Origin of the sequence: Pseudomonas sp. BIC9C, from assembly GCF_034541995.1 — a bacterium.
Lineage (GTDB): Bacteria > Pseudomonadota > Gammaproteobacteria > Pseudomonadales > Pseudomonadaceae > Aquipseudomonas > Aquipseudomonas fluorescens_CC.
The window spans coordinates 274,373-287,921 of sequence record NZ_JAWDGM010000006.1; the positions used below are offsets into that span (position 1 = coordinate 274,373).

Here is a 13,549-nt window from a genome sequence, read left to right on the forward strand (position 1 = left end):
CATGTTGCCTGAAGTCACTCAATTCGAAGACACCGTCACGCTGGTCAGCGACACCGGCATCCAGTTCATGGATTTCGCCCTGCGCCTGGATCCCCGCAAGGAACCGGCGGGCGAGTTCGCACCGATGATCAGCGGGCTGATCTGCCGCCTGGCGTACAACGAAGAGAAAGACTTCTTTTTCTACGAACCCGAACCGGAAAAGGTCGAAAAAGCCAAACCTGCGTTCAGCGTCGACATGAAAAGCAGCCTCGATTTGCTCGACGGTATCTGGCTGCCGACCCCGTTTTTCCGCTTCATGCCGCCGCATCGCTTCGACGAAGGTCCAACCAACTGGTCACGCATGCGTCTGGTGAAACTGGCGACTCCCGACATCGACGGTAACACCCACCGCCTGACGATGGCGTTCGACAGCCGTGTGATGCCCAAGCGTGACGGCACTGCTTATCTGGCGCCAAATGAAGAAGACATCAGCTCCGGCGTGTCTTTCAAACTGGCGACCAAGGCGAGCGAAACCCGCTGGTTTCTGGCGCAGCCGTGGGTCAACGAGTGGCTGCTGGAAGTGTTCAATGAGGGCAGTGCCCACCGTTCGCGCGCAGAGCTGGACATCGATATCCGCGCCAATTATCACCTGGCGCACTACCTCAATTTGCTCAGCCTGTTGAGCAAGCCGTCAGCCGCCCAGCAGTCAACGGCCCGGGCGAAAGTTGAAATCCCCGAGCTGAAAGTGGTTGCCAACGACAGCAATGGCCTGGTCAAACCGATTCCGGTGGACCTGGTGCTGGACGTCGGCAACTCGCGCACCTGCGGCATCCTGATCGAAAATCACGGTCAGGCCGGCTCCGGGTTGAAGCAGAACTACGTGCTGGAACTGCGCGACCTGATCACCCCCGAACACACCTACAACCTGCCGTTCGAAAGCCGCGTGGAATTCGCCCAGGCGTATTTCGGCAAGGATCACTGTTCGGTCAAGAGTGGCCGTCACGATGCGTTCCAATGGGCGACGATTGCCCGCGTCGGCAATGAGGCCAGCCGTCTGGCCAGTCGTCGTCGCGGCACCGAAGGCTCCACTGGCCTGTCCAGCCCGAAACGCTATCTGTGGGACGAAAACGCCTATGGCCACGGCTGGCGTTTCAACTGCTCGTACATCAGGACCGACAACGAGCCGTACGCCACCGCCGCGCCGTTCTCGCACCTGATCAACGAAACCGGCGAGGCGCTATACAGCCTCGAAGAAGACGATCGCCTGCCGGTGTTCATGCCGCGTTATTCACGCAGCTCGCTCATGACCTTCATGCTCGCCGAAGTACTGGCCCAGGCGCTGTCGCAAATCAACAGCCCGGCCCAGCGTTCGCGCCAGGGTCACACCCGCGTACCGCGCCAACTCAACAGCATTACCCTGACCGTGCCACCGGGCATGCCGCAGGCCGAGCGCAGCATCCTCAACGAACGCATGCTGCAAGCCATCGGCCTGGTGTGGAAAAGCCTCGGCTGGCATGCCGGCGAGGAAGATCCACATCAGGATCAGGCCGTTAGCCCGCGCACGCCGATCCCGAGTATCCGCGTGGAATGGGACGAAGCGTCCTGCGGCCAGTTGGTGTACCTGTACACCGAGGTCAACGAGAACTTCGCCGGTCACCCGGAAGAGTTTTTTGACACCATCGCCCGGCCGGACAAGGCCGACCGCCAACGCATCACCCTCGCGACCATCGACATCGGCGGCGGCACCACCGACCTGGTGATCACCGACTATCGCCTCGACCGCGCGGGTAATACCGGCAGCGGCAGCAACGTGCACATCGTGCCCGAACAGCGTTTTCGCGATGGCTTCAAAGTGGCCGGCGACGACATCCTGCTGGACGTGATTCAGGACTTCGTCCTGCCGAGTTTCGAAAAAGCCTTGCAGAACGCCGGCGTGAAAGCCCCGAACTCACTGATGTCACGGCTGTGTGGCGATGAGTCGGTCAGTGCCCAGGACATGATCCTGCGTCAACAATTGAACCTTCAGGTGTTCGCCCCGCTGGGCCTGGCGCTGCTCAAGGCGTACGAGCATTACGATCCGCAGGTCCCGCAAGAAGTCACCCCGCAAAGTTACCGCCAATTACTCGGTGACAACGCGATCAGCAAGACCGTGCTCGACTACGTCAACGCTGCCGTACGCCGCGATGTCGGCGGTCAGAGCGGTTTCGACCTGTATGCCGCGCCGATCAGCTTCGACCTGCAAAAGCTCCACGCCGCGTTCCTCAACGACCAGATCAACATCACCAAGATCCTTGGTGCGCTGTGTGAAGTGGTCGCGCATTACCCGTGTGATGTCTTGCTGCTGACCGGCCGCCCTTCGCGCCTGCCCGGCATCCAGGCGTTCATTCGCAAGGTGTTGCCACTGCCACCGGGACGCATTCTGGCGCTGCAAAACTACCGCACCGGCGGTTGGTATCCGTTTCACAAGAGCGGCCGGATCGACGACCCGAAAAGCACCGCCTCGGTTGGCGCCATGCTCTGCCTGTTGTGCGCCAACCACAGCGTGCCGAACTTCTACTTCCGGGCATCGGCGCTCAAGCCGTATTCGACGGTCAAGCACATCGGTGTCATCGACCTGAACAACGTGATCAAGGATGCCGACGTGCTGTACCGCGACATCCAGTCCGAAGACTACAAAATCAAACTGCCTGAAATTGGCGTTGGCGACGCCGCCGATACGCCGCAGCTGGAAATGCGCGGCGATCTGCGCCTCGGTTTCCGCCAGTTGGCCGCTGATCGCTGGGCCGCTTCGCCGCTGTATACCTTGCGGTTCACCAAGACGGGGCGGGAGAAGTTTTCCCGGGCAATCGGTGAAAACGGCAGCGCGCCGCTGCTCAAGGTGCGGTTCGAGGTCAAACCGGCGGACAAATACACGCGCAAGCAGGATCTGGTCAGCGACCGCCTCTCGGTCCGCGACATCGAATCCAACAGCAACAACGTCAACTTCAACCCGCGCAGCGACCTCGAGCTGGAACTCAACACCATGCTCGACGCCGGCCTGAGCGAGACCAAGTACTGGCTCGACAGTGGAAGTGTGAAACGCAAATGAAAGACCTGACCCCCGATCAAACTCAGCTCTCTGCCAGTTGGGCCGCTGTTTATGAAGGCGCCGGTCAGGCGCTGGACTGGATTGGCCAGACGCGTGGCAATGCGCCGCGTCTGGACAGCGAAGCCGACAACCTGAACATCCGCCTGCACCGCGCCCGCAACCTGGCTCAAAGCCTCGGTCGTGTGGCCTGCACACCGATGACCATTGGCTTTTTCGGCTTGTCCCAGGCCGGCAAGTCCTACCTGATTTCAGCCCTCGCCGCCGGTCAGAACGGCAAACTGGAAACCGATTTCGGCGGCCAGCACCTGGACTTCATCAAGCACATCAACCCGGTGGGTGGTGGCAAGGAAGCCACCGGCCTGGTAACGCGCTTCAGCCGGCGGGCGACGGAAAGTCAGGACAAGGACTTCCCGGTAGAACTTACGTTGTTCAAGGAAATCGAGCTGGCGAAGATTCTCGCCAACGCCTGGTTCAAGGATTTCGACCTTGAGAGGATTTCCTACGAGATCGACGAAGAGCGCATCCAGCGCGTGCTCAAACCGTTCGAAGGCCGCGAAACCGGCCCGCTGCAAACGGGGGTCAATGCCGACGATCTGGTGTCGCTGTGGGATTACCTGCGCGACAACTTCCGCAACTCGGTGAAGAAGCTTGAGCCCCTGTACTGGCCCAAAGCGTTGCAATTGGCGCCACGCCTGAACTTCCAGGAACGGGCCGAGCTGTTTTCGATCCTCTGGGGCGAGCAAAGCGAGTTGACGCGCGTGTACCAGAAACTGGCCGGCGCGCTGCACAAGCTGGGTCTGCCCGAGACCGTGTTCGCACCGTTGAAGGCCTTGGTGAGTTTCGAAAACGACACCTACAGCCAGCGCGACAGCATCATGAACGTCGACATCCTCGAACGCTTCGGCAGCCCGCTGGACTTGCCGATCGATGTTCGACCGCTGGTTGGCGATCGCCTGCAAACAGTCAGGCAATTGCGGTCGCGCAACTGGCGGCACTGACCGCCGAAATGACCTTCCGCCTGATCGAAGCGCCAGTGGATGACATCGTCAATCAGGTCGACCTGCTGGATTTCCCCGGTTATCGCGGGCGCCAGAAACTGCACGAGATCGCCGATTCCAACGACCCGCAAACCAGCACCAAGGACAACTCCGTTTCCCAGCTGATCCTGCGCGGCAAGGTCGCCTACTTGTTCGAACGCTACACCGACAACCAGGAAATGAACGCACTGGTGGTCTGCACCAGTTCGACCAAGCAGAGCGACGTCAACGACGTGGGCCCGGTGCTGACCCGCTGGATCGAAAAACCCAGGGCGCCGACTCGGCCGCTCGCAGCAAGCGCGATACCGGCCTGATCTGGGCGCTGACCATGCTCGACCTGCGAATCACCAACTCCCTGAGCCTGACACCTGATCAGTACGACGAGAGCTGGAACGGCATGGTCAAGCTGACCATGCTGGAGCGTTTCGGCAGCCTGAGCTGGATGAACGACTGGGCCGGCACACCGTTCCAGAACACCTACCTGGTGCGCAAACCGCGTATGGACGCGGCGTTCATCGGGCAGGACGCGACCGGTGCGGAAACCGGCCTCAATGCCATCTATCAGGAACGTGTCAGCGCGCTGGGCACCAGCTTCGCCAGCAACGCTCTGGTGTGCAAGCACATCAAGAACCCGGCCAACGCCTGGACGGAAATGCTGTGCAACGATGACGGTGGCATCAGCCACTTCAGCGGCAGTTTCAAAGGCGTGGCCAATATCGAATTCAAATTGCAGCGCATCCGCGAGCAATTGAGCGAGTGCCTCGAAGGCCTGACCACTCACGGCCTGAGCACCTGGTACCACGCTGACGACGACGGTGCCGCAGCCGCCAAGAAAGCCAAGGCGCAAATGATTTTGACGGGCCTGGGCCGTCGCCCTGCGGTGCTTGGCGAATTGATCGATCAACTCGACATGCCGAGCGAAGAGGTGCGCGACCTGTACCTCAGCGGCGTGTACGAAACCGATGACGAGCCGACCGTGAACGACGAACCGGTCACCCCGACACCGAGCCAGAGCCTCTACGGTAACGACGCCGGTTTCGATTTCGATTTCGGTGACGACCTGAGCCAAGACGCGCCGGTCAGCAGTAATACCGGCACCTCGGCACCTGAGCTGCAAAGCAACGAACACCGTTTCGCCAAAGCGGCGTTCAAGGCCTGGATCGCGCATCTGCGTGAACTGACCACCCGGCAAAGCCTGCTCAACCTGCTGGGGCTGGAAAAGGCCTTGCTGGAAGCGGTGGTCGATGAACTGATCACCGCCGGCTATCGCCAGGACTTGCCGGGGCAACTGAGCCGCGCCGTCCTCAAGCGCGCACAAAGTGGCGCGCGGCGCGATCAACTGGTCGAACGCCAGGTACTGGAAGTGCAACGTGTGCTGCGCGATTTCGTGTCCTGGTTCGGCTACCTCCAGAAGCCGGTGAGCGAGCGCCCGAACAGCCGCGCCGGAGCCAAGGCGCCTCTATTTTCGTTCTACGCCGACATTGGCCCGGGACAAGTGCCCGTGCTGCCGGCGCAACCGGCGAATCAGGCGCAGCGGTATCTAGGCGACTGGCTCTCGGGCCTGGCCTACATCACGCAGGACAATGCCGGCCATGGTGCCGGACGTGAAATAACCCCTGAACAGAACGAACGGCTGGGCCAAGTGCTCACAGCCTTCGCAGCGAGATAAGCAATGCCAATTCGTGTCGACCTGCTCGCGTTAGAGCCCAATGTGCCTGGCCAGGCCCGCCTCACTGTGAAGAAATGGCAGGGTGGCGAGGAACAGCTGGAGTTTTCCATTCAGCGCAACCAGGACGGTTTTTACCTTCAGGGCCACAAGGCCTGGAGCAACAATCCATTCTGGTTCAAGGTCTCGCGCTTCAACCTCACGGCCAACGGCGAAGCTATGGAAACGCAGGTCGGACCGGACGTGGTTGACCCACTGCTGGAAGGCGTCGCCAACTCGCAATTCCAGATCGAACTGCGCGAACAGAGCCACGGTCATGCCGATAAAGGCGTGGTTCGCCCAGGCGTTGGTTTGCTGCCGTCCACGGCCGGCGGCCAGACACGCTCGACTTACGGCGGTGCCGAACTGACCGCGCCGAGCGCACCGGCACCGGAGATCCCTGAAATCCCGGAGCTGCCTGAACTGACCCTGTCCACCGCCGAGCCAGAAGTGGAGTTGGAGTCGGTGCTCACCGAACCCGCCTACGCGCCGCCTCCCGCACCGGTGAAGAAAAGCAACAAAGGCCTGATCGGTCTGTTGATTGTGGTGGTGTTGCTGCTGGCGGCGGGTGCCGGATTCTGGTTCTACAAACGCACCCCCGCCCCTGCGGTTGCAGCCACTGCCGCCGCACCCGCCGGCGCCGAGGCTCAAGCCTGCACCCTCGACAGCATGAACAGCCTGCCCGAGTTGACCTTCGTCCAGACCTGCATCAAGGCGGCACCCGACAGTGCCAGGTTGCTGGAGATCATCAACCAGGCCAAGGCCGGCAAGCACTGCGGCGTCGCCCAGCGCCTGTACGCCAACCGTGCCCAGGCCGGTGACGCGCTGATCGCCAACGCCTATGCCCGCGAATACGACCCTAAATACCTGAAGGCCAGCGAGTGCTTCCCGGCCGCGGACAACGCCACCGCCGCCTACTGGTATGAAACCATCCTCACCCAGGACCCGAACAACGCCGAAGCCAAGCAGCGTTTCGAGGAGTTGCAGAAGTGATGCGTTCGCCCATGAGTCGATTCCTGCTGAGCAGCGCCGCATTACTGGCGCTGTGCATCAGCCCGCTGTCCCAGGCCGATGACAAACCGCTGATCCAGGCCGGTAAAAAGACCCTGTTCCAACGCGTGCTGACCACGCCTGGCTGCAAAATCAGCCCGACGGCGGGCGGTGCGACAGGCGACGCACAACCGGTCTTCAGCCGCTTTTATGTGTACGAGCGCGCGCAAGCAAACAACGCCGAGTGGCTGAAAGTCGGCCCCGACAGCTACGGCAAAACCATTGGCTGGCTGCCTGCCAGCTGTACCACCGACTGGAAGATGCAACTGACGCTGGCCTTCACCAACCCGGCCAACCGCGACCGGCTGCTGTTCTTCAAGGACCGCGCCACCGTCGAAGGCATTCTTGATGCACCGGACCCGGTCAGCAAAGTCGCGCCACTGCGGGCCACGCTGAAAAAGGGCCAGCAAGCACCGGGCGTACTGGCTGAAGAACCTGAATACTTCGTCGACCTGCAAAAGCAGTTTTACCTGCTGCCGGTGCTCAGTGGCGAAGAAGTCATGACCGAAAGCGGTTTCCGCACGCGCCTGCTCAACGTCGCCTCCGTCAGCAAGCCGGATGACAAGAACGCCAAGGGCGGTGCTGCAAACAGCGCTGCCGGCAGCAAGGAAGCCGAAGAGAAAAAGGCCAACCAACTGAAGGAATTCAGTGCGGCCGTGGTATTTGTCATCGACTCGACGATCTCGATGGACCCCTACATCGACCGCACCCGCGAGGCGATCCGCAAGGTTTACCAGAAGATCGAAGCGCAGAATCTCGGCAAGCAGGTCAAGTTCGGCCTGGTGGCTTTCCGCTCCAACACCCAGGCGGTGCCGGGGCTGGAATACACCACCAAGATGTACGCCGACCCGACGCAGGTGAAAGACAGCGCTGACTTTTTCGCCAGGATCAAAGACCTCAAACAGGCCACCGTGTCGAGCAGCAGCTTCGATGAAGACTCGTTTGCCGGCGTCATGGAGAGCATCGACAAGGTCGACTGGAGCCAGTTCGGCGCGCGCTACGTGGTGCTGATCACCGACGCGGGCGCCATCGAAGGCGACGACAAGCTGTCGAAGACCGGTTTGAGCGCCGCGCAGGTGCGTATGGAGGCCGCCAACCCGGGCGTGGCGATTTACACCCTGCACCTGAAAACCCCGGCCGGGGCCAAGGACCATGCCAAGGCCGAGGCGCAGTACCAGAACCTGTCGACCTACCCGGGCACCAACACTTCGCTGTACTACCCGGTGAACGCTGGCGATGTGCAGGAGTTCGGGCGCAAGGTCGACGCACTGGCTGCGGCGATCACTACACAAGTCAAAGCCGCCTACATGGGCGAAGACGCCATCGGCAGCGCGGCGAACGCCAAGCAGGACCCGGCCGAGAAGAAAATGCTCGAAGACACGGCACTGATCGGCCACGCCATGCAACTCGCCTATCTCGGCGAGAAGACCAACAGCAAGGCCCCGCCAGTGTTCAAGGCATGGATCACCGACCGCGACCTGATCAAGCAGAACATCCCGACCACCGACGTGCGGGTGCTGCTGACCAAGTCACAGCTCAGCGACTTGAGCGACGTGATGAAGCAGATTCTCGATGCCGCCAACGAAGGCCTGATTTCACCGACGGAAATGTTCGATCGCCTGCGTTCCGTGGCGGCGACCATGGGCGCCGATCCCAATCAGCTCAAACAGAACAGCAACGCCAAACTGGCGGACATGGGCGTCCTCGGTGAATACCTCGAAGACCTGCCCTATCAGAGTGAAGTGCTGAACCTGGATGAAGAGACCTGGAAGAGCTGGGATGGTCTGGCACAAGAAAAATTCATCCGCACGCTGAACACCAAACTGCGGCATTACCAGCGTTACAACGCCGATGTCGACCGTTGGGTAGCTTTAGCCAAAGACAGCGATGCGCGGGACAACGTCTACCCCGTGCCACTGGAAATGATGCCTTAACGAGACGCCCATGCTCGATATCAAGAACCTGCTGGTGCGCCGTGGTGAAGGCGCACAGGCTCATCATGTGCGACTGCCGCACTTGCAGGTCGGCGCCGGGGAAATCCTCGCCATCACCGGCGAGAGCGGCAGCGGCAAAAGCACGCTGCTTGAAGCCATTGGCCTGTTGCTCGCGCCGGTGGAACTCGAGCGCTTTCGGCTGGGCCCGATGCACGCTCAGGATATCGCCCAACTATTGGCCACTGACGACCAGCCTGCTCTTGCAGCGGTGCGTTCACGACATTTGGGATTCATTTTGCAGAGCGGCGGCTTGCTGCCGTTCCTGAGCGTGCGAGACAACATCAGCCTGCCGCGCCGTTTGCTCGGGATGCCGGCGAAGAGCGATCACATCGACCACGCCGTTGACGTGTTGCGCCTGCAAGGGTTGCTGGATAAACAACCTCAGGCCTTATCGATCGGCGAACGCCAGCGCGTGGCCTGCGTTCGGGCAATTGCCCATGAACCGCTACTGCTGTTGGCCGACGAGCCGACCGCCGCGCTCGACCCTCACAGTGCCCGGCGTTTGTTCGAGTTGCTCCTGAGCCTGGTGTCGAGCATGGGCCTGAGTGCACTCGTTGTATCCCATGACTGGGCCTTGCTGAAAGATTTCGGCTTACCGCGACTCGGCGCTATCAGCCATCAGGGAGAGACTCTGTTTGAACCGATGGACTGATCGCTTGCGCCTGCTGGGCTCACTGGCGTTGCAAGACCTCTGGCACGATCGCAAGGTCTCGCTGTGCATCGCCGCCTCCCTGGTGGCGGTGATTGCGCCGTTGTTGTTGCTGTTCGGGCTCAAACATGGGGTGGTCAGCCAGCTGCAGGACGAACTGCTGCGCGACCCGCGCAACCTTGAAGTGAAGATGCTCAGCAACGGCAACTACGACACGGCCTGGATCGAGCGTTTACGCCTGCGCCCCGAGACCGGTTTTGCCCTCGGCCAGACCCGCTCGCTCAATACTCAGGCTGACCTGCTGATCGGCATGCAACGGTTTGTCGAAGGTGCGGAAATCATCGCCACCGAGCCGGGCGACCCACAACTGAACCTGGCGCCACTCAACCCCGTCGGCAATCAAGTGATCCTCAGCGCCAGTGCAGCGCAACGCTTGCAGGCCAAGGCCGGCGACAGCGTGCAGTTGCGGGCGTTGCGTCGTCTGGAAGGTGTCAATGAACGCGGCGAGATGACGCTGACGGTACTGGCCGTGCTCGATGGCGCCCGCTTCGGTCGCGCTGCCGGGTTTGTCGCCCCGCCGCTGCTGCTGGATCTGGAGCGCTTTCGCGACGGTTATCAGGTCAGTGAGTTCGGCGTTACCACCGGCAAGCCTCAGGGTAATCTACAACCGCTGTATGCCCGCGCCCGCGTCTATGCGCGCGACATTGATCAGGTCGCACCGCTGGAACACTGGCTCAACGAACAACACATCGAAACGTCGAGTCGGCTGGCCGACATCGACAACGTCAAAGCCATCAACCATGTGCTGGGGCTGATCTTCGGTGTGATCGCCATGGCGGCACTGATCGGCTGCGTGGCGTCGATGGTCGGCGCGTTCCTGGCCAACATCGACCGTAAACGCAAAAGCCTGGCGGTCCTGCGTCTGCTGGGCTTCAAGCGCCGGGCTGTCGGCGGTTTCGTGGTCCTGCAAGCGCTGGCGTTGAGCTTGGCCGGCTACGTTGGCGGGCTGGGGTTTTATGCCGTGGGCAGTCATTTGTTCGACTACCTGCTCGGCAGCAGCCAGGCCACCGGCACCTTCGTTTGCCACATCACTGTTTGGCATGGCCTGGCCGCCCTGCTCCTGACCTTTTTGGTCGCTGCATTGGTGGCCGTGATCGGCGCCCTGCGAGCCATCAACATCCAACCTGCGGAGAGTCTGCGTGAGCTATAAACGTTTTGGCTTGCTGTTACCCCTGAGCCTCGGCTACTTGCTCGACGCCTCGGCGGCGGGCTGGGAAGAGAAGTATTACAACCCGATGCCCGAGTCTGGCGACGTCGTGCTGCCGATGCCCTGCGAAGGCTCGATGGTGTTTCGCAAGGTGTTCATTCCGGTCGCAGGTCCCTTGGATGACTACCCGATCAACATCGGTCAGGACGGCGCGGAATACGGCTATGTCGAACAGACCCGTCCGACCTTTATCGCCGGCAGTTTTACCGGGGCCAAGAACGACAAATCCCGCTACTACCTGATGGCCAAGTACGAGATGAGTCAGTTGCAATACGCTGCGCTGACCGAAGCAACCTGCCCCACCGCCGCCACCCGGATGCGCTTGCCGCAAACGGCGGTGAGCTGGGTGCAAGCCGTCGAAGCCGCCGACAAGTACAACCTGTGGCTGCGTAAAAACGCCGCCGACAAGCTGCCCAAGGAAGACGGCGCGCAAGGCTTCCTGCGCCTGCCAACCGAAGTAGAATGGGAGTTCGCCGCGCGCGGCGGGCTGGAAGTCGGTGCCGCAGAATTCCGCGACACACACTACCCGATGCCAGAAGGCATCAACGCCTACGAGTGGTTCGCCGGGGCGCAATCGTCCAATGGCAAAGTGCAATTGACCGGACTGCAAAAGCCCAACCCGCTGGGCTTGCATGACATGCTCGGTAACGTCGACGAAATGATGTTCGAGCCGTTTCGCCTGAACAAACTCGACCGCCAGCACGGTCAGGCCGGCGGCTACGTCGTCCGTGGCGGCAACTACCTGACCGCGCAGGCCGACCTGCGTACGGCATTGCGTAAGGAAGAGCCGTATTACAACGCCGAAGGCCAGGTGAAAAACAAGACCACCGGCCTGCGACTGGTGCTGGTCTCCCCGACCCTCACCTCTCGCGAACGGGTCGCCAGCATCGAAAGCAGCTGGAAGAAACTCGGCACCGGCAGCAAGGAAACCGAATCCGCCGACAAAGGCACCGTACAATCCCTGAACAGCCTCGCCTCGGGCATCGAAGACAAAGCGCTCAAGGAAAAGCTCCAGGCCCTGGAAAACCAGCTGCGCGCCAGCAACCAGCAGCAGGAAGAAACCCGCGACCAGGCGATCCGCGCCAGCCTCAACCTGGGTGCGTTCCTGTGCACCACGATGCTCGACGACGGCCAGTACGTGGACTTCCTGCAAAAGAACTACAAGCTCAACTGTGAAAGCGCAGACAAAGATGCCAGTTGCGACATGCGTAAAGGCAAGCTCGAGGAGCAAAAGGATCGCCTGCACAAACTCAGCCGTTACTACGCCAGCAGCCTGGTGGAATCGGCTACCTTGTACGGCCAGCCACTGCTTGAAACGCAAGTCCCGGTGATGGAAGAAATCATCACCCGCAACAAACAGCTGCAAGACCTCAAACCTTACTTGCGCACCCACTGGGCCAATCAGAAGGCGTTCCTGCAAAAGCAGAAAATCGACACTGAAGCCTGGCTGACCAGCTGCAAAACCGTCACTCAATAACAACGGGTCAACACCGTTACCCAGGAGTTTCACCATGTCGCGCAGCCTTTGGACTCGCTTCAAGCTACAGATCGCTTTCGTTGTCGCCGGCAGTCTGCTCATGACCGGTTGCGCCAACACCGGCAGCTCCATGCTGGGCGAAGGCGAAGGCGACGGTGCCGACCCGCGCCTGACCCAGGGCAATGACGCAGAGTTCTTCAGCAAGTCCGGTTACCAGGCCTGCGCCGTCGGCGCCGGTGTCGGCATCCTCGCTTGCGCACTGTCCAACAGCAACAACAAAACCGTGTGCGTCATCGCCGCCGGTATTACCGCGTGTGGCGTGGCCATGGGCGCGAACTATTACCTGGATCAACGTCGCGCCGAATACGCCGACACCTCCACCCGCCTGGCGAAGATGAACAGCGACGTCCAGCAAGACACGCAAAACGTGATCGCCCGGACTGCGACCGCTCAGCAAGTGATCAATGATGACCATGCGCAAATTGCCCAGATCAAAAAGGACATTGCCAACAAGAAAGTCGACAGGAGCAGGGCTCAGGCGCAAATCGCCGGGATCGATTCGGACATCGCGCGCCTGCGTAAAGACCTGGCCAACATGCGTACCAAAGTCACCGAGTACAGCAAAGTGGCAGACGCCGAGCGTTCACAAGGCTCCAGCGCCGAGATCAGGCAAGTGGAGATGAACATTCAAAGAATGAACCAGAAAGTCGTCAGCCTGCAGAAGGAAGTCGACGCTCTGTACAGCCAACGCTCCGCAATCACCCTGGGTTAAGCCTATGACGCCAAGACAACTGATGCTCATCACTGCCGTCCTGACCCTGAGCGGTTGCGCGAGCCAGCCCGGCGAATGCGATGCGACCAATCGCGACAGCAGCATGCTGACCAAGATGAACTGCGACTACTCCGGTGGTTACAGCGATCAGGTCAAGCAGAAGGAACTGGCACTGAGCGAGTCCCGGCAGCAAAACGCAATGTTCCGCCAGGTGTACGAGAACATTCAGGCCCAGCAGCTCAGCACCAAGACCGATCTGGCCAGCCAGCAGAAAGCCCAGGCGGCGTTGAATCAGTCGCTGGCGCAACTGCTGACCTCGCTCAAGGCCCGCCGTGGCAATGAAGCCCAGGTGCAGAAGCAGATTGCCGACCTCGAGCGGCAGCTCAAGGCTTCGCAAGCGGCGCCAGCGACCAAATCAACACCCGCGACACTGGCGGCCAAGCAGCAAGAGCTGAAAACATTGCAGAAAAAAGTCAATCAGCTGCAATTCAGCCTCGGCTACGAAGAGTAACTTTTCACCCCGCAAGCATC

8 protein-coding genes and 1 pseudogene are annotated in these 13,549 nt (G+C 60.9%); all 9 read left to right on the forward strand.

Annotation, left to right across the window (positions count from 1 at the left end):
- Nucleotide 1: 1 nt before the first annotated feature.
- Nucleotides 2-3,067: a virulence factor SrfB gene (locus RS887_RS24905; protein WP_322617482.1), complete on the forward strand. Its 3,066-nt coding sequence runs from the start codon at nucleotides 2-4 to the stop codon at nucleotides 3,065-3,067.
- Nucleotides 3,064-5,773: pseudogene (locus tag RS887_RS24910) on the forward strand (putative virulence factor). The gene RS887_RS24905 and the pseudogene RS887_RS24910 overlap by 4 nt, the downstream one beginning before the upstream one ends.
- Before the next feature lie 3 nt (nucleotides 5,774-5,776).
- Entirely contained in the window at nucleotides 5,777-6,802 is a 1,026-nt protein-coding gene (locus RS887_RS24915; protein ID WP_322617483.1) for a hypothetical protein, read from the forward strand.
- Nucleotides 6,803-6,813: 11 nt separating this feature from the next.
- Nucleotides 6,814-8,793: a vWA domain-containing protein gene (locus tag RS887_RS24920; RefSeq protein ID WP_416340011.1), complete on the forward strand. Its 1,980-nt coding sequence runs from the start codon at nucleotides 6,814-6,816 to the stop codon at nucleotides 8,791-8,793.
- 10 nt (nucleotides 8,794-8,803) lie between these two features.
- A complete protein-coding gene (locus tag RS887_RS24925; protein ID WP_322617484.1) occupies nucleotides 8,804-9,505 on the forward strand; it encodes an ABC transporter ATP-binding protein in 702 nt (233 codons plus the stop codon).
- Nucleotides 9,489-10,712 (forward strand): ABC transporter permease, encoded by a 1,224-nt coding sequence (locus RS887_RS24930; protein WP_322617485.1) that lies wholly within the window; start codon nucleotides 9,489-9,491, stop codon nucleotides 10,710-10,712. The genes RS887_RS24925 and RS887_RS24930 overlap by 17 nt, the downstream gene beginning before the upstream one ends.
- Nucleotides 10,702-12,246 (forward strand): SUMF1/EgtB/PvdO family nonheme iron enzyme, encoded by a 1,545-nt coding sequence (locus RS887_RS24935; RefSeq protein ID WP_322617486.1) that lies wholly within the window; start codon nucleotides 10,702-10,704, stop codon nucleotides 12,244-12,246. Before RS887_RS24930 ends, RS887_RS24935 begins: the two co-directional genes overlap by 11 nt.
- Nucleotides 12,247-12,280: 34 nt before the next feature.
- Nucleotides 12,281-13,018: a hypothetical protein gene (locus tag RS887_RS24940; protein WP_322617487.1), complete on the forward strand. Its 738-nt coding sequence runs from the start codon at nucleotides 12,281-12,283 to the stop codon at nucleotides 13,016-13,018.
- A 4-nt stretch (nucleotides 13,019-13,022) separates the two neighbouring features.
- Nucleotides 13,023-13,529: a hypothetical protein gene (locus RS887_RS24945; protein WP_322617488.1), complete on the forward strand. Its 507-nt coding sequence runs from the start codon at nucleotides 13,023-13,025 to the stop codon at nucleotides 13,527-13,529.
- Nucleotides 13,530-13,549 lie beyond the last annotated feature (20 nt).

What these genes read in the sequence shown, in the direction of transcription:
- RS887_RS24905 (WP_322617482.1), top strand. Translation starts at nt 2, where the DNA reads ATGTTGCCTGAAGTCACTCAATTCGAAGACACCGTCACGCTGGTCAGC.
- RS887_RS24915 (WP_322617483.1), top strand. Translation starts at nt 5,777, where the DNA reads ATGCCAATTCGTGTCGACCTGCTCGCGTTAGAGCCCAATGTGCCTGGC.
- RS887_RS24945 (WP_322617488.1), top strand. Translation starts at nt 13,023, where the DNA reads ATGACGCCAAGACAACTGATGCTCATCACTGCCGTCCTGACCCTGAGC.
- RS887_RS24940 (WP_322617487.1), top strand. Translation starts at nt 12,281, where the DNA reads ATGTCGCGCAGCCTTTGGACTCGCTTCAAGCTACAGATCGCTTTCGTT.
- RS887_RS24920 (WP_416340011.1), top strand. Translation starts at nt 6,814, where the DNA reads ATGAGTCGATTCCTGCTGAGCAGCGCCGCATTACTGGCGCTGTGCATC.
- RS887_RS24925 (WP_322617484.1), top strand. Translation starts at nt 8,804, where the DNA reads ATGCTCGATATCAAGAACCTGCTGGTGCGCCGTGGTGAAGGCGCACAG.